The sequence below is a fragment of the Brakhagea baltica genome, assembly GCF_052161605.1.
GTDB lineage: Bacteria > Planctomycetota > Planctomycetia > Pirellulales > Pirellulaceae > JBKCUI01.
On sequence record NZ_CP197409.1, the window covers coordinates 2108394 to 2125911 of the forward strand.

A 17518-nucleotide genomic window follows, 5' to 3' on the forward strand; every position below is an offset into this window, starting at 1 on the left:
TCGGAATAACAGGTCGATTACCCACGCCTTATGTTGCTTTCGGGATATTTGCTGCACTAGAGGGGCTCCTTAAACGTAGCTATGTCAAAAGGACAAGAAGAGTGCTAATGACTCCTAATACACGAGCACTTTGCGATTTAATTTTCTTACTTTTTTAGGAGGGAAAAGTTTAGCGATGAGTTCTGCAACGCAAGATGCTAACACTGAAACAACACGAGCATGGCATACGCTTACCAGCGAAGAGGTCCTGAGTGCTCTCAAGTCGGGAGAACAGGGGCTTCAGGATTCCGAGGCGGAAAGTCGGTTTGAGGAGTGGGGGCCGAATCGATTGCCTCCTCCCAGCCGTCGCGGGCCGCTCGTGCGGTTTCTCCTCCAGTTCCATAACGTTCTCATTTACATCCTGTTCGCAGCAGGTGCGTTGAAGTTCGGACTGGAAAAATACGTCGATGCCGGAGTTATCTTTGGCGTGATTTTTGTCAATGCAGCGATTGGCTTTTTCCAGGAGGGGCGTGCAGAAAAAGCACTCGATGCCTTGCGAAAAATGTTGTCGCTCGAAGCTACAGTCATTCGAGGTGGCAAGAGGAAGACGGTTCCATCCGACACGTTGGTCCCTGGCGACATCGTTCTCTTGGGTTCGGGAGACAAGGTGCCGGCTGACATTCGACTCATCGAAACGAATGAGCTCAAAATTGAAGAGGCCATGCTGACTGGTGAATCGATTCCAGCCGACAAGGATACGAGCACCACCGACAAAGGGGCATCACTAGGAGATCGGCACGGGCTCGCTTTTTCGGGCACCCTCGTTACCTCAGGGCGTGGCAAAGGAATCGTGGTCGCGACGGGAGAAGCGACCGAGCTTGGGAAAGTCAACAAATTGGTGGCAACGACTGACGCAATTGCCACGCCCTTGATTCGAAAAGTAAACCACTTTGCGCATCGTTTAGCCATCGTCATTGCGGTGTTGGCAATGCTAACGATTGGAGTTGGTTACTTCGTTGGATCGCTTGAGTTTATCGAATTGGTTTTTGCAGCTATCGCGCTAGCAGTTGCGGCGATCCCTGAGGGCTTGCCAGCCATTATGACGATCGTTTTGGCTATTGGAGTCCGTCGGATGGCAGCTCGCCATGCGATCATACGACGATTGCAAGCTGTCGATACTTTAGGTGCTTTGACCGTTGTTTGTTCCGACAAAACAGGAACACTTACCCGAAATGAAATGGTCGTAACTCATCTGCTGGTTGGGCGAGATCACTATGTGATTACCGGGAGCGGTTACGAGCCGAAAGGAGAGTTTCAACGTTTCGAGGAACAAGATAAATCCGTTGATGTGAACGGGGTTGATACCGTCCATGGCGCTTTGCTAGTTGCAGCCCTTTGCAACGAAGGTGGTCTCAAGCAAGACGACACGGGTACTTGGTGCCCACTAGGAGACCCTATGGAAGGGGCTTTGCTCGCGCTCGCAGCCAAAGGTGGCATCACAATTGACGGCTTGGAACAGGAATGGCCAACCGTGGATATGATACCCTTCGAATCCAGCAATCAGTTCATGGCTTCGCTTCATTCGGTTCCCGAAAGCGAGCAAGGCAAGGTATGGAGTGGAGAGCAAGTTGTGTTGATCAAAGGGGCACCGGAACGTCTCATTGGCATGTGCAGTTCCGAGTACCGAGATGAGCAAGGTGCTCAGGCGATCGACAGTGCATTCTGGGAGGAGCAAGCGGATCATTTGGCGAGTCAAGGTCAGCGCGTGCTCGCCTTGGCATTCAAGTCGGCAAGCGATTCTGGCTCCCTCGAGCTAGAAGATGTGAAGTCCGAATTAACGCTGCTAGGATTGGTTGGCATCATCGATCCACCCCGAGACGAAGCCATCAAGGCGGTTGAGCAATGCCGATCTGCGGGAATCCGGGTGGTAATGATCACCGGAGATCATGCCACTACGGCTCGCGCGATCGGTATGAAGCTGGGAATTGGCGATGGCAAGACCTCGACGACTGGAAAGCAAATCGACACCTTCGATAACGCCGAGCTACGGCAAATCGCGAAGGAATGCGATGTGTTCGCACGGGTAAGTCCCGAGCATAAACTCCGCTTGGTAGAAGCGATCCAGTCTCACGGCGAGGTCGTGGCAATGACTGGGGATGGTGTGAACGATGCACCAGCCTTGAAGCGAGCCGACGTTGGAATTGCGATGGGGATCAAGGGAACGGAGGTTACCAAAGAAGCGGCCGAGATGGTCTTGACCGACGACAACTTTGCTTCGATCGCTCAGGCGGTGGAAGAAGGGCGAACGGTATTCGACAACATCCGCAAGTCCCTGCTTTTCATCCTCCCGACCAATGGCGGCGAAGCCATGGTTATATTTGCAGCCATCATCTTTGGGCTGGCACTGCCACTCACACCGCTCCAAGTGCTGTGGGTGAATATGATCACGGCGGTAACGCTGGCGTTAGCTTTAGCCTTTGAACCACCTGAATCCAATGTAATGAAGCGTCCTCCGCGTGATCCGAATGGGCGTTTGCTGACCAACTATTTTCTGTTCCGAATCGCTTTTGTATCGACCATCATGTGCATAGGAACATTCTTGATATTCACTATCGAGAAGGGGGAGGGAATGTCTATCGCCTATGCTCAGACGACAGCGGTCAACACGATCGTCATGTTCGAAGTGTTTTATCTGTTCAACACGCGATTCATTCAAGCACCAGTCCTCAATCGGAATGGATTGTTTGGCAGCAAGCCCGTTTGGATATCGATTGGTTTAGTGGTTGTGTTTCAGTTGATGTTCACCTATCTCCCGCCGCTCCAAGCCATGTTTGGAACGGAGGCGATTTCTTGGCAGGACTGGGTTGAGACATTGTTGATTGCAAGCAGCGTGCTGTGGTTGGTGGAAATCGAAAAATGGATCGTCCGTTGTTTGCAACAGCGGAAGCACATCAAAGAGTCTTCTACTCCAGTGCGATGACGGCGTCGATTTCGATCAAGGAGGCGCGGAGCAAACTTTGGATGGTGGTCCGGGCGGGAAACGGTTCTGGGAAGTAACGGGCAAAGATCTCGTTCATCTGGAAATGATTCGCCGTATCGTACAGATAGACGTTGATTTTGATCGCATTAGCCATTGATGCACCGGCGTCTTCCACCGCTGTTTTCAAGTTTTCGAATGTCTGGACAGCTTGTGATTCGAAATCCCGAGGGGCGAATTCGCCTGTCTCGGGAATTACGGGGAGGATTCCGGAGAGCCAGAGTTGCCGACCAGAAGTGACAATTCCGTGGGAATAAGGCTGCTTGGGTTTAGGAAGACGCTGGCTAGTGAAGGGTTGTCGCATGATCGTTTCTCGGGGATTGGTGCAAAGTTTGGTTGAGTTCCAAAATCTATTCGAGATTAAAGTGCAATTGATCAGAATGGTAGAGCAGCACGTTCACTGACGCTAACCGAATTGAAAAAATGTCGGTATGATGTCGGTTCCATTTCCTACTCGTTCGATTTCGGTCTTGTATGAGACTAGATTGGCTTTTCCTTTTTTTGTTGGTATGCGTTACGACGCTTCCTGCTTGCCTGCTGTCGTATTGGATCGTGGGTTGGGTGAGGCGTCATGCAGTTTGGCTGGGGCTTATGGATCAGCCGAACGAAAGAAAAGTTCACTTGGTCCCCATTCCCCGTGGTGGTGGGATAGGAATTTCGTGTGGAGTCATCGGAACGTTTTTGCTTGGAATCATGGGCGTTGCCCTTGTCGATGCGGGTTGGTTGAGTGGCTTGGTTCCTGAGTCGGTCAAAATCTATATCCCGGGCTTGATGAGCCGCCTTTCCGACTTTGCAGTCCTGTTGTTGGGTGGTTTTGGTCTTGCACTTTTAGGCGGCATGGATGATCGATTCGGATTGTCCTGGAAGCTGCGGATTTTGGTCGAGTTTGCGATCGCGTTCTTTGTGGTGACTTGGCAAGACCTGCAGTTCTCACTTTTCATCGAGGTGCCATGGCTATCTACATTGATCGGCGTTTTTTGGATAGTCATGTTGGTTAACTCGTTCAACATGATGGACAATATGGACGGGTTGAGTGCCGGTGTGGCCAGTATTATTTGTATCATGCTGGCGTTTGTGCTGTTGATTGGCAGTCCAGACAGTGGTCGCTCTCCACAGATCTTCGTAGCTTCCATGGTGCTCGTACTACTCGGCGGTTTGTTAGGTTTCCTCCGGTACAACTGGCCTCCTGCCAGCATATTCATGGGAGACGCGGGGAGCTATTTTATTGGCTACTGGATTGCGATTTGTACGATGCTTTCCACCTACGTAGATGCCAGGGGGGATCGTCCGCATGCAGTACTTGCTCCTCTGTGTTTGTTAGCAATTCCGATTTACGACACGTTTAGTGTCGTGATGATACGATTGCGTCAGGGACGAAGCCCCTTTCAAGCTGATAAAAAGCACTTCTCTCACCGTCTTGTTGAGATGGGGATGTCTAAGCAGCAAGCGGTCAAAGTAATTTACTTAGCTACGTTGACGTGTTCGTTAGGGGCGTTGTTGCTGCCGCGAACCGATTTAGTTGGGGCTGCGATCGTTTTAGCAATCGTCTTTTGTATGCTGATACTCGTGGGAAGTATTGAGGGGCTAATCCGCAGGCAATCGGAGGCGAGCATCACATCGAAACCTTTTGACCAGGATCGAGAGACCAAGTCTAACGAATCAACCTCCCAGCCAGAGGTTCGCTCATGATACAGCAAGGAGACTTTTCGTCCAGTTCGAGCAATATTATTGCAATGTTGCCAAGGCTGATGCTGCTCGTTTTGGTCGGTGTTTATTTAGTAGCTGCCCAGTGGAATCCGTGTGATTCCACTTCGGTGGCGGCGGGAGCGTCGCTAAATTTGATTGTGATTGGGATCGCCATCGGAATCCTTACCCCGCTCGTCAGTCTACTTGAAAAGAAAAGAGTTCCCATACCGCTCTTTCCCACCATCGCATTGATTCTGTTTGCTTTATGGCTGGCGATCTCTACCTACATGGTAAGAGACAACACGAACTTGCGAGTCGCGATGCTGGGGTTATGGCAAACGGTCGCTATTTTGGGCGTTCTGCATGGGCTTGTTGCAGTGTTTAGCTGTTCCCAACTTCATAACAAGGTGCTGCACGTCAGTATTGCGTTAGCGATTGGTTCTTCGATGTATGCACTTTACCAATACTTTATCAGCATGCCTCAGACGCGGGCTCAGTTTCTACTTTCCAAAGAAGAAATGTTGCAAAAGGTCGGTATCACATCTGGCTCAGCTGAAGCGATGCAGTTTGAGAATCGCTTGTTTAGTACAGAACCAATCGGTCCGTTTGCGTTAACGAACTCCTTGGCAGGGGTTTTGGCTCCCGTTGTGGTTCTGATAGGAATTATCGTCTGGAGTATGTTTTGGCGAAAGAGAGTTAATCAGGCTTCCTCAGGCAATGCTTCGGTTGGCGTGGGCACGTTACTCATTGAACCTGATGAGGTTGAGGAGGCAACCAAAAAGTACATCATCCCAATCGGCATTGTTTTGCTCGCCCTCACAGGATTTGTGCTTGTGTTGACGAAAAGCCGTACGGCTTGGGTTGCGACCGCTGCGGGGATTTTATTTGGTAGTTTGTTGTTGGTTCGATTGCTGTCACGCGCGAGTAATCGTTGGATTTTTTTAGGGCTTGCGGCTTGCTTGGGAATGGGATTCGTCGGGGCGTTTGCGATCTACTGGGTCGATTCGGGTATCCTCACAGAGGCAAGCAAGTCTCTGTTGTACCGTATCGAGTACTGGCAAGGAGCTTGGCAGTTGTCGTTGCGTTCGCCATGGTTTGGCTATGGTCCTTTAGCATTTCAGGCGGAGTACGTCACGGTCAAGGCATTGACGGCATCGGAGAACCCTGCCGATCCGCACAACATGTGGATGGAGATTTTGGTCTGGGGTGGTTATCCTCTGCTCGGGCTGGCGTTAGCGGGAGCTTTGTGGTTAGCCAGTTCCGTTGTGCGATCTTGGCGTGTGCTAGGTAGGGGAATCGGGATGGCTATTCCATACGACGGGTTCGCCAAAGTTTGCGAGTCCAGTGATACTAGGACTAGATCAGAAGGTGATTACGCAGGTTCGATCGCGATAGAGATTGGTGCCGGGATAGCGCTCCTAGCGGTTTTATTTTTCGGACTCATTGTTTACTCGGTTGATCCCCAGTCCGATTTGCTGTTCAACGCCGTGGCTTTTGGCGGAGGGACAGGTGTATGCTATTGGTTTGTCCGCAAAATAAACTTAAGGACGATGGGATTGTGGATCGCGAGTGTATTAATTGTACTGGTTGTTGCGATTCACTTTTTGTTCTCTGGAGGCTGGATGCAACCAGGTGCTATGAGCCCTTTGGTCATTGGCTTGGCGGGTATGCTGGTCTTCGGTACGGATGATAGGTCCAGAACCTCTATTCCTACAGACGCCAAAAACCTATCGCAATTTGGTGTTTCAGGACTCCATCTCGTGCTTTGGGGGGGGGCGGTTCTCGCCTTTGGGCTGACAACGATGGGGCCAGAAAGGGAACGAGGTAGAATCGAACAGTTGCATCGAGAACAACAACTTTTGCGTTTGCCTCAGGAGGATTATTCTAAAATTTTGTTGGCTAGTACTGGAGATCCAGATCAAGCCAGTTGGTTGATGCAGGCTGCCCATCAACAGTTGTTGGATCCCAGATTGGGGCCCTCCTCTCGACGTCAATGGCTCGAAGTTTACGAACAGACGCGGAGAGCATGGATTTCGCGAGATCCCAGAAACTGGCTGGTTTATCATCAGATTGCGATTTTGGACTCGATGGCATGGGAGGTCTTGCGATCGCAAGGGATCGAGGTTGCGGAGATTATCAATCCTCAAGAAATCCTTGTTGAAGCCTCGCGTGCGGCGGGTCTGAATCCCACGTCAGCGCAGTGCCAATTACAACTCGCGGTTCTAGCATTCTGGGCGGGGAGTCTGGCTCAAGCCGAAAATGCGTTAGCAGCCGCTGAGCGAATTGACCAAGCGACCCCTCACTCAGACCGAAAGCTCGCGGCTTGCTCGGTTTGGGTACCTCGTGAACTCGTTCAAGGCAATGAAGCGGAGTTTCGGGTGGGGGGCGAAGCAGGAACGCCCGGTTATTTCAAGGGTGAACCTGTTTTTTCCTGGTTGCGTAAACTTACACAGTGAAGAGAATTGCACTTTTAGTCTGTGCCACACCAGCTTGAAACCAATCTATGAAGTCCTTAATTGTAGCCGTTTTGATTTCTGTCGTCGCTGGTTTTGGGTTCGCGACCTATATGGAATCGAGCCGATTACGCGGCCTAACCCATTACTGGGGGGTAGTCGAAGATATTGATGCAACTTTGGCCAGCTATAGCCAAGTTATCACGGGTGAGGTTCGTGACGCGGGCAAGATCGAAGTCGTCGGTGGAACCGATTACAATTTCGGGACGATGAAGCAGGGAGGAAAGGGGAAGCACGCGTTCATCTTCAGAAATGTCGGCACCGCCCCGGCAGACGTTTGGTTCATCCGCAGTTCCTGTAAATGCACAGTCGGGCGGTTTGAAAAAGCAACATTGCAGCCGGGTGAAGAGACGGAGGTTGAGTTGGAGTGGGTGCTCGAGGGGTATACTGCAGACTTCGCGCAGACTGCCACGATTGGCACCAGCGCTCCTGAACAGGAAGAAATCTCATTGGCGATTCGGGGCAAGATTGGACAAACGCATGCTTTCGACCCGCCGGGAATTATCGTTGCCGACCATATTTCTAGCGAACAAGCCACATTCGAGGGTAAGCTTTATTGCCTCGGACAGTCTCCCATGGGATTCAACGACTCATTTGTGGCCAATTCATCCCTTGCAGGAAAAATGTACTGCCTCATCCAAGGCATACGGGAACCAACCGAAGATGAGTTAGCCCTTTATCCCGAGGCTCGCTCGGTGTTGGACTACAAGGTTACGGTCGAAAAGGGAGTGGGGGCCACATCGCTGAATACAAACATCGTATTCCGAAATCGAGAAAATCCTGATGAAACTCCAGCCATGCTTCCGATTACAGGGCGAATTGTTACTCCTGTTCGAATCATTGCGGGAAGTGACTACACAGAAGAGAGAAAAATTCTCCGTATGGGAATAGCTCCATCTAAAGAAGGGCTCAAGAAGAGCTTCTTGATGGCAGTTTCCACTGAGGAATATGCCAAGGCGGCGATCACATTCAAAGAAATTTCGCCTGAAGATTTATCGGACAAGATCCAAGTATCAGTAGGAAACCCCACCATTCGTGGTACCTCCAAGATATATCCTGTCACGATTGAAATCCCGGCTGGGACTGCTCCTGTGGAAAAAAACGGATCGTCGGGCAAGGACTTTGCTAAGGTTATTTTCGATACAAACATGGAAAATTCCCCGACCGAGATGGTTTTTATCCAGTTTCGTATAACGGAATAGTTTCTCTCAGTGAACTTGTGTCGCGGTTCCTGCCGATTCAATGCGTGGGAAAAGCGGGCTTGGCTACTACGCTTCGAACAGCATACGATGGGCGATCCGAATTGACGGGAAATGACTTAGATGACGCAATCTATGAAGAAGCATGTCTTTCGCGCGGCGATTTTGCTATCACTCGCCTCTGGCTCTGTCGGGCTGCCTTTGTTGGGAGTGGGAGACCCGCCCACACAGATCGGTAACCCGAAAGTCACAATTCGCTTTCTAAGTGAAACGGCTCAAGATGGTCAGCAGGGGGCATCGGCAACAGCAATTCCTGCCAATAAAGTCGACCGGGCCTCCAACGGAGTCGAACCACCTCGACCAGCGGATCAAGGTTTGCTGAACGTGGCGACTGAGGAGGAACGCAACCAAGTCATCGCACCGGACTGGGGCAATCCTTGGGTGGTCTTCTTTGTAACAGGTCGCCAGTTTGGATACATGGAACCGTGCGGTTGCACTGGCCTGGAAAATCAAAAGGGGGGGCTCATGCGACGAGACTCCCTCCTGGGTAAGATCAAGGAGAGGGGCTGGGAAGTACTGCCGATTGACGCGGGCAATCAAGTTCGACGGGTCGCCAAACAATCCGAAATTAAGTTCGAGTGGACCTCCAAGGCGCTCGGAATGATGGGATACGTAGCATCGACATTTGGCCCCGATGATTTGCGGCTAAGTCACGATAGCCTAGTTTACCCATTGTTGAATACACCTATCGATGACAAGGGCGAGTCGCAACCTCTATTTGTTTCCGCAAATGTCTCTATCCTGGATGGAATGGACACACTTTGGAAAGTCGTGAAGGTTGGCAATCGAAAAATTGGTATCACTGGAGTTCTTGGTGATGAGCCATTGGCGGAGCTGAAGTCGCTGCTTAGCAATTCTAAAGATGGCGTCAAAGTTCGGTCCGCTAAGCTAGCCTTGCGTGAGGTCACGGAAAAACTAAAGGCTGAGCGATGCGACTATTACGTTTTGATATCGCATACTTCGCTCGAGGAGTCTCGCGAACTGGCACAATTGTTCCCGATCTTTTCGCTTGTTGTTACAGCTGGTGGATACGGGGAGCCAACTTACCGACCTGAAGTAATCCCAGGTACCAAAACCCAAATGGTCCAGGTAGGTACCAAGGGGATGTACGCTGGCATCGTGGGCTTGTTTGATGACCCCAGGGACCCAATCCGCTATCAACGCCTTGCTCTCAGCTCCCAGTTCGAAGACTCTCCTCGCATCAACGAACTGTTCAGCAATTACCAGGATCAACTTAAGGTCGAGGGGCTAGAACGACTAGCACCGAAACAAACCCATCTGTCTGGTAGCGCGTTTGTTGGTTCCGAGAAGTGTGGAGAATGCCACACGACAGCTTACGATATTTGGAAAGATACCCCCCATTCTCACGCGACCGATTCCATTATCGAACCGCCTGATAGGCCATTGTCGCGAATTTTTGATCCGGAATGTTTATCTTGCCACACCACGGGTTGGAAGCCGCAGCCGTTTCTGCCTTACGACTCCGGCTTTGAATCTCTGTCCGCTTCCGCACATTTAACGGGAAGCGGTTGCGAAAATTGTCATGGGCCCGGTAAAGCCCACGCGGACGCGGAATCAGGAGATATCGAGGCCACGGCGGCAATGATAGAAAAGCTTCGGGATGATATGAAGCTTCCCTTGGCTAAAGCTGAAGAAAAATGCATGGAATGCCACGATATCGATAATAGCCCTGACTTTCACAGAGACGGGGCATTCCAAGCATACTGGGAACGAATCAAACATTACGGCAAGGACTGAGTGCGGTAAACTGATCGAATCACGACACCTTTTTCGCCATTCGAAACCGCGGTCGTTGAAATCTCCCCCAAAGCTTCCATGATCTCCCAGAGCCCGAGCAAATCTCTAGGCGTTAGACTGATGCCCTCGATAGGAAGTTCTTCATCAGGGATAAGTTCCTCATCGAGGTCTAAATCTGCTTGCTTAACGGCATAGCGAACCCAGGGACTTAGTGATGCGAATAGTCGCCCCAAGTCCGCATACGAAGCCGCGGCGATTCGTGCGTCACTTTCTAAAACGGGAACCCCAACAGCCAGCGAGTTCTTTGCAGCGAGCGAATTGGAGGTCACCTTTGAGTATCCTGCGACTAGTAGATCCTGGGTGAGCAAGACGTGAGGCATCAAATCTGCGGGTACGGGACAATCCTCAGGGATCGGATATCCATATTTCACCCCGCTCGGCTCAGTGAATTTTTCAGGGCGAGGAATCGCATAGCCTGGGGGAACCGCATTGGGATCCATTTCACGCACAAGCTCTAACACAGAATCCAGTACCTCGAATACTTCTTTGCCAGCACTGATCAGCTTGTCGCGATTCTTCAGGCCGCTTATCCACGACATTTCGGGTAACGGCAGTGGCTCGTCCGACACTGGCATTCCCTGGAACCATTGTTTGGCCTCGAGACTGCCAGATGTCCAGACCAAGCCGTGCTCGCCGGTCAACGAAGGTGCAATCGATTGTTCGTAAATATCTGCCAAGCGTTCGAGTATAGGATAGACTCTCGCAACCATTTGCTTGACTACGGCCTGTTGGTCCTCGTCAAAATCTAGCTCGGACAGATCCATCTCCAGCGCAGCGTCTAGCCGAGCCTTTGCTCGTTGTACAATTTTACGCATCAGCTGAAAGTATTCTGGATGGTCCGCGTACTTGGTTACAACCATCATGATGGGATTACCACCGACGTGGCTGAGTCCCTCGAGCGGTCCCGCTGTTCCAAGAAAAATATCTGGTGTGCGGTTGTATTGTCGCATCTCCCAGCCATCATCAGTCAAAAACGAAAGCAGCGTTTGGCCTTGGAACGGAGGAATGACTTTGGCGATTTCTTCGTCCATCCATTGCAAGTCCGTTTCGACATCGTCTAGCAAATCTTCAACCTCGCTTCCCTCTTCAATAGACATACTGAAAGCGGAGGTGGCTTGGGAGAATAGTTTCGAAAAGAAACCATTGAACTGCATGTCCCAGCTGGTCTCGGCAAAGACATTCGAAGTGTACGAAACCATCGTGAGAGGCTTACCGCTGTACTCGATGACGGGTGCCAAATCTGGGTGCGATATCAAGCTATCTCCTTTGCCCAGGGCGAGAAGATCCTTGGCTGTTTCTGTAAAGGCTAGGACAAAATAGCGATCGAGAGTCCCAATCGTGAGAGTCAGGTTCTTGGTCTCCAAGACCTCCCGTAGGTGATCCATCGATTCTTCGTCGAAGACATCATTCGTTGGGAGTGAGTCCCAAGGAACCAATTTTCCATTGAGGGTAATCGATATTCGGGACCCCCTGCCGTCATCAACTCGCTTGATGAGTCCACGGAATTGATCGGCTTGCCCTGTGGCCATGAGTGGCAGTTGAATAAGAGCTTCCAGTTGATCGACTTTGGTGATGGCAGCATCCTCGTCCTTAAACTTAGCTCCCATAACAAAGGTCGGGATACTCAAACTTTTGAGCTCATCGATCCACTTATCGAAGAACTCCATCATCGCCTCGTCGGGGTCCGATTGAGATTCGGCAATCGCCTCTTGCATCTCGGTACTAAAGAGATTTACCGCCTTTAGAAGTCCCGTCAGGTTCTTATCCGCAAAGACAAACGTTTCCTCAGAGCTTAGCTCGGTAAAGAACGCAAGCGACTCCTTAAAGTTTGGACTATCCCAGACCATTCTGGCTTGCGCGAACGGTTCCGCACGATCATTCCATTGACGCAAAAACTCTTTCCAGGATTTTGTGACGGTGGGAAGCTTGAGAAACTTTCGAGCCACAGGCCCATTCACAAAACGATCCCACTGCTCTGCTTGTCGCATGCTGGCCCAGTAAAAATCGGCGTCCTTGGGAACCAATCTCAATGAGGTCTCTTTGAGTTGCTCTTGCCCCAACAAGCCCTGCCCCCAGCCCAACGTTGAGATTGCTATTGCGCCGCCCAACGCGAAACCTAACGATCTTTTCATGCTTTCACTCCTAAGAATCGAAACGATCTAATTCATCCACCAGAGAATCGATATGTGGAAATTCGTCCATGTCGTCATATGCGATTTCTTGTTTGCTTGGAATGTCATTGCCGAGGCTTTCTCGAATTGGAGTTCGGGGCACGGACGGTGCCGTGTTGGTATTCGCAGAAACAACGGGCAGCATCACGGGAAGCGGTTTCCGGGGGGTGTTGCCAGCCACTTGTAACTGAAAAACCGGCGTTGCTTTCGCTTCGAGAAGTTGTTTCAACTGACCTACCGACTTGCTAACGGCTACTCCAGGAGCGAACGGCATCAGGTAAATTTTCTTAACACTTGGCCCTGAGCTCGGTGACACCAACTTGGGTGAACCATCAACAGGTACCAGCTCGAAGCTTTCGAATCCAAGACGTATCAGTTCGGGAAGTACTGCTTCGCCTGGCAGCCACGTCACCAAGACGAAATCCCCTTTAAGACCATCCAAGCATAGAAAGTCTGTCGAGTCTGGCTGGATAGAGGCTAAATCCGAGATAAGGGTGGCATCGAGCCGTTCCTCGAAGAGCAGGGAGGTGATCCAGCCTTCTTCACACTCAGAGAAAGCCGCAGAGCGTTTTGCGTTTTGCGAAAGGACAACAGGTAAACGAATAGCCATTTTACTTTCCAAAAGCTTCTATTTCGGCGTCTGACATTTCGAAAAATCGCATCAGCCCCTTGGCGTCGCCCGTTTTCATTCCGAGATACAACGCAGATTTACGCTGCAATGCGGTTCCGTGAGTAAAACTGTCTGGCAGGACTTTCCCTTGGTATCGCTGTTGAAGAACATCGTCTCCAATGCGGCTGGCTGCGTTCAATGCCTCTTCCAAATCTCCTGGCTCCAAAACTCGCTTTTGCTTTTCGATATGGTGCGCCCAAACTCCAGCCAGATAGTCAGCTTGCAATTCGAGCCTGACCAGGAGTTTATTCGCCTCTTTTTCTGAAGTATTCGCTCGCAATCGATTCACCTTGGGAAGAATGCCCAGCTGATTCTGAACGTGGTGCCCCACCTCATGCGCGATGACGTATGCTATGGCGAAATCTCCCGGGGCGCCGAACTCCTCATGCAGTTGCCGGAAAAAGCCAAAGTCGAGATAGACCCCATTGTCACCACTGCAATAGAACGGGCCGGACTGCGTCGATGCTACTCCACAAGCCGATCGGATAGGCTGATCGAAAAGCACAAGATTCGGCTCTTCGTAGTGTGCTCGAAACTCGGTGCGAAACAATTTGTTCCAAACATCCTCAGTGTCTTTGAACATCACCGAAACCATCGATTTCAGTTTCGCGTCAGGATCTCGAGCTGGATCGATAGGGCTCGTTCTTGTACCCTGACTCCCAGCTGGCCGTTGGTTCTGCTGACCGGCTTGACTTAGAAGCTGCGATGGATCTCCGCCCAGCAGCATTACGATAACGACCAGGAGCAAGGTACCTAGTCCGCCCCCCAGGGCCACACCCCCCGCAGGCATTCCCATTCCACGTTTATCGTGAACATTCTTCGACTCCTCCCGGCCTTCCCAACGCATCAAATTCCTCGCGACAATCTCGTAACCAACGTTCCAACCAGACTTTCGTCACGAGTATACCAGATTCAAGGACTTGGTGGAAAACAAGGGAGTCAGCACTTCACCTCAGAATTCACCGTCGAAGCGATTTCTTACAAGAATCGGTTTAGATCCACAATTGCAGCCGGCCGTCCAATCGGTTTGGTAACGCTCTGTCTACCCAACGCTTGATTTGCGACTCGTTATATCTGGTGCTGAAATGTCCACAAATGACGACCTCGTTCTGGAAGTCGTTCTGCCGAGCCACGATGTCGTCGAGGTGCGTGTGCCCATGCTTATGAATCTTCTCGCGACGGTGATCGGGGGCTACGAAAGTCATCTCGGTGATCAACACCTTGGCACGGTACATCTCTGGGTGGTTGTCGAGCCCCTCGGGGGCTGTGTCACCAGTGTAGGCAACTAGAGGAACACGCAGCTCATAAGTCACCTCGGTGCCGGAAAGCTTGAGATCGCGGATCTGATCACCCGTAAGAGAGGTGTACTCAGGCTTGAGCTTGCGGCGACGGTCCCAGACGATAAATCCCAACGCTGGGATGGAGTGCTTCATAGCATGCGTGGTGACCACAATCTCTCGCGACAACTCAATCTCCTCATTGGGGCCTACGGGAATCAGCTCGCACGGTAACCGACCACGATCTAGTCGCGAGAAACACTTTAACATGGAATCGACAGCCGACGCTGCGGACTCAGGCAAGTAAATCGTCGGTGGCTCCATCTTCATCATTCGCCGTCGCGCCACGTACGAAGGGAGTGCTGCAATATGATCGAGGTGAGCGTGCGAAATAAAGTATCTTGGTAAAGCCATGAAATCCCAAGGCTGTGCCCCCAAATCAAACCCGATCTTTAGCTCTGCAATTCGCCAGTACGTTTGAACCGCAGCCCGCGAGTATCCATCTATCGTCAACCCTGAGTGAGTTAGACCAAGCGTGGGAGCATTATCGACCGAGCCAATGGTCTCTGCTATGTCACGTTCTAACCGATCGCCACTTGATACCTTTCGAACTCGATTGGAGTCACGCTTCGATGACTGGTTTTGCGGAGACTCTGACACGGAATAAGGACTCTTGTTTACTAAGGTTCTTGGCGAACGAAGCTTGAGCTATCGCACTTGATTGACGATGGACTCGCTACTGGAAACGGCGTGGGGCTGCTCTGGTGATAGTTTAGCAACTCGCCAGTCGAGCAACTGCAACTCCACCCGTCTCATACCATTAAACTCGTTGAGCTGAGGTCTAAAAGCGATATCAAATTGACCGGCATGGGTATTCAATGGTTCGACCCATTCTGCTTGTCCGAATGCGACCCCTCGCATTCTTGTTCCGTTCTGAAGAAACTTGACATCGAGATGGCGAGCTCCACTGCCCATCGTCCGGGCTGGCTCAGCAAGACTAACGTTGCTGGCAACCAAAACCGGTCTCGGATTCGAGGCTCCAAAGGGTGCCATCTTCTCAAGCTTGTGAATCAAATCCAAACTGCTAATCTGCTTGAGCGTTACCTCAGCATCCACGTGCAGTGTCTCGATCGGCTTCTGCCCATTCAGCCTTGATGAGATCACCTCGAGAAACGCTTCCCGGAAAGCGGGAATCATTTTCTCTTCCACCTTGAGCCCCGCTGCTGCTGCGTGCCCACCGCAAGAAATCAAATGGTCGCGACACTGGCACAAAACGGCGTGCAAATCGACGATCCCCTGCGAACGAGCCGAGCCTGTACCTGGCTTTTGCCCAATCGGATCGAGCCCAATAATGACAGTCGGACGGTGATACTTATCCGAAATCCGACCCGCTACTACGCCAATGACCCCCAGGTGCCAGCCGCTCCCGGAAAGGACAAACGCTGGATCATTGTCAGCATCGAACTGTTCTTTGAGCTGCTTCGTTGCCGCAAGTGTCACGCTGCGCTCGAGCGAATCGCGATCCTCATTGAGCTTGCCCAAGTACTCCGCAAGTGTCTTCGCTCGCTCGGGGTCTCGCGTGGTGAGGAGCTCTACCCCTAACTGGGCTTGACCTAGGCGACCTGCCGCGTTGATTCTTGGGGCAATCTTGAACGCAATATTTTCGGCCGTAAGATTCGCGGATGGCCCAAATCCCGATTGCTTGATCAATTCAGCCAAGCCGAGTGGTGCCGCTTGCAACATGAGCTTCAGGGCGCTGCGAACCAAGATTCGGTTTTCGTCGAGCAGAGGAACCACATCCGCAATCGTGGCGACTGCGGCGAGACATGTCGCCTCCAAGAGAAAACTGCGTTGAGACTCATTGACTTTGTTGTTCTGGCTCGCCAATTGGCAAATCCCCCAAGCCAGCTTGAACGCCACGCCAGCCCCGCACAGACCATGAAAAGGGTAGCCGAAGCTAGGCAATGCCGGATGGACGATTGACGAGGCGTTTGGTAAACGTTCTCCAATAGAGTGATGGTCGGTAACGATCAGCTCCATGCCCAGCTCACGGCAACGCTCCGCCTCTGCAACGGAGCCAATGCCACAATCCACGGAAATAATAAGCTTTCGGCCTCGCTCGGCTAGCTTCTCCAATGATTGACAGGATAGGCCGTACGCATCTTCCAAGCGGTTCGGAATGTAGTATTGAACATCCGCACCGAGCAGCCTCAACCCGTTGACCAAAATCGCTGTTCCGCACATTCCGTCGGCGTCGTAATCACCGTAAATTGTGATGGGGGTTTTGTCGACGACCGCCCTATAGATCCGCTCAGCGGAAGCTGCGAGATTCGGTAGCATGCCCGGCTCGCGCAGGTCAGCAAATTTGGGATCGAGAAAGCCAGAAATGTAGTTCGGGTCGGTAATTCCTCGTTGGTATAGCAACTGAGCCACTACCAAATCTGTTCCAGCCCTCTCCGCCAGCAGGCGGCTTGCGGCAAGGTCGACACCCCGAAACATCCATTTTTTGGCCATGCTAGTCGTCCTTGAAAGGCTATAAGAAAGGATGGATTCGCTGGCAAAAATGGCAGTACCGCATCGAACTACCACCAGCGTTGGTGTTTAACCGCGCCCTTGTAGACGATGGAGTCCTAACTCCGCCCGACCCAATTACGAACGAGAAAGGCTAGGGAAGCCGACCAATGGCACTCTTGGCAATGCACCATGCTCGTAGCCAACAAGGAAACGCTCGAAACCTTAAATCTCAAGCGAACTGCTTGGCAGCGACGGTCGGTGCCAAATCGAATATGCAACCATCCTAATAGTTGGAGCAAACTCAGCGGAAACGACCGGACCAGTGCAAACAACCAGTGCCGTGGACTATTTTCGCTTTTCCAAGTGAACGGTCACTTTGCGAAGTCGTGGACAGTATTTGCGAAGCTGTAGCTTCTCCCCGCCAGGTCTTCGAAGCAGCGTGTAGTTAATGTCGCCGGTTTCTTGACAAACTAGGAACGTCGTTTCCTTCTTCTTCTTGCTCTTTGCCATGGCCAAAAACTCTTGCTAACGCTCACCCTATCGTGGGTGGCTCGGTGGTGTTGGGTAACCCAAAACTGGAACGAATCGCAGAGT

General features: G+C 51.5%; 12 protein-coding genes. 5 read left to right on the top strand and 7 right to left on the bottom strand.

What is annotated here, in order from left to right; translation table 11 throughout:
- Window positions 1–175: 175 nt before the first annotated feature.
- Window positions 176–2959 (top strand): cation-translocating P-type ATPase, encoded by a 2784-nt coding sequence (locus SH449x_RS07790; RefSeq protein ID WP_482380768.1) that lies wholly within the window; start codon window positions 176–178, stop codon window positions 2957–2959.
- Here the strand turns inward: SH449x_RS07790 and SH449x_RS07795 are convergent.
- Window positions 2943–3320, bottom strand: a complete 378-nt coding sequence (locus SH449x_RS07795; protein WP_482380769.1) for a RidA family protein — start codon at window positions 3318–3320, stop codon at window positions 2943–2945. The two genes, SH449x_RS07790 and SH449x_RS07795, sit on opposite strands and share 17 nt — an antisense overlap.
- 170 nt (window positions 3321–3490) lie before the next feature.
- Here SH449x_RS07795 and SH449x_RS07800 point away from each other — a divergent pair, with 170 nt between their 5' ends.
- The 4 genes from SH449x_RS07800 (at window position 3491) to SH449x_RS07815 (ending at window position 10232) form a co-directional block, all read left to right on the top strand.
- A complete protein-coding gene (locus SH449x_RS07800; protein ID WP_482380770.1) occupies window positions 3491–4705 on the top strand; it encodes an MraY family glycosyltransferase in 1215 nt (404 codons plus the stop codon).
- Complete coding sequence (locus tag SH449x_RS07805; protein WP_482380771.1) at window positions 4702–7158, top strand: O-antigen ligase family protein; 2457 nt, start codon at window positions 4702–4704, stop codon at window positions 7156–7158. Before SH449x_RS07800 ends, SH449x_RS07805 begins: the two co-directional genes overlap by 4 nt.
- A 47-nt stretch (window positions 7159–7205) precedes the next feature.
- Window positions 7206–8417, top strand: a complete 1212-nt coding sequence (locus SH449x_RS07810) for a DUF1573 domain-containing protein (RefSeq protein ID WP_482380772.1) — start codon at window positions 7206–7208, stop codon at window positions 8415–8417.
- A gap of 120 nt (window positions 8418–8537) precedes the next feature.
- The gene (locus SH449x_RS07815; protein WP_482380773.1) at window positions 8538–10232 is read left to right on the top strand and encodes a multiheme c-type cytochrome; all 1695 of its coding nucleotides are present in this window, start codon (window positions 8538–8540) and stop codon (window positions 10230–10232) included.
- On the opposite strand, the gene SH449x_RS07820 is transcribed toward SH449x_RS07815, so the two are convergent.
- From SH449x_RS07820 to rpmG, 6 genes are all read right to left on the bottom strand, one after another.
- Window positions 10217–12424 carry a hypothetical protein gene (locus tag SH449x_RS07820; protein ID WP_482380774.1) on the bottom strand — a complete coding sequence of 736 codons (2208 nt, stop codon included), beginning with the start codon at window positions 12422–12424 and terminating at the stop codon, window positions 10217–10219. The genes SH449x_RS07815 and SH449x_RS07820 overlap by 16 nt on opposite strands.
- Window positions 12425–12434: 10 nt before the next feature.
- Window positions 12435–13073: a hypothetical protein gene (locus SH449x_RS07825; protein ID WP_482380775.1), complete on the bottom strand. Its 639-nt coding sequence runs from the start codon at window positions 13071–13073 to the stop codon at window positions 12435–12437.
- A gap of 1 nt (window position 13074) precedes the next feature.
- A complete protein-coding gene (ypfJ, locus tag SH449x_RS07830) occupies window positions 13075–13980 on the bottom strand; it encodes a KPN_02809 family neutral zinc metallopeptidase (protein ID WP_482380776.1) in 906 nt (301 codons plus the stop codon).
- Between the two features lie 145 nt (window positions 13981–14125).
- Entirely contained in the window at window positions 14126–14971 is an 846-nt protein-coding gene (locus tag SH449x_RS07835) for an MBL fold metallo-hydrolase (RefSeq protein ID WP_482381814.1), read from the bottom strand.
- Between the two features lie 147 nt (window positions 14972–15118).
- Window positions 15119–16924: a single-stranded-DNA-specific exonuclease RecJ gene (recJ, locus tag SH449x_RS07840; RefSeq protein WP_482380777.1), complete on the bottom strand. Its 1806-nt coding sequence runs from the start codon at window positions 16922–16924 to the stop codon at window positions 15119–15121.
- Window positions 16925–17269: 345 nt separating this feature from the next.
- On the bottom strand, window positions 17270–17434 hold the full coding sequence (gene rpmG / locus SH449x_RS07845; protein ID WP_482380778.1) for a 50S ribosomal protein L33: 165 nt from the start codon (window positions 17432–17434) through the stop codon (window positions 17270–17272).
- Window positions 17435–17518: the final 84 nt, after the last annotated feature.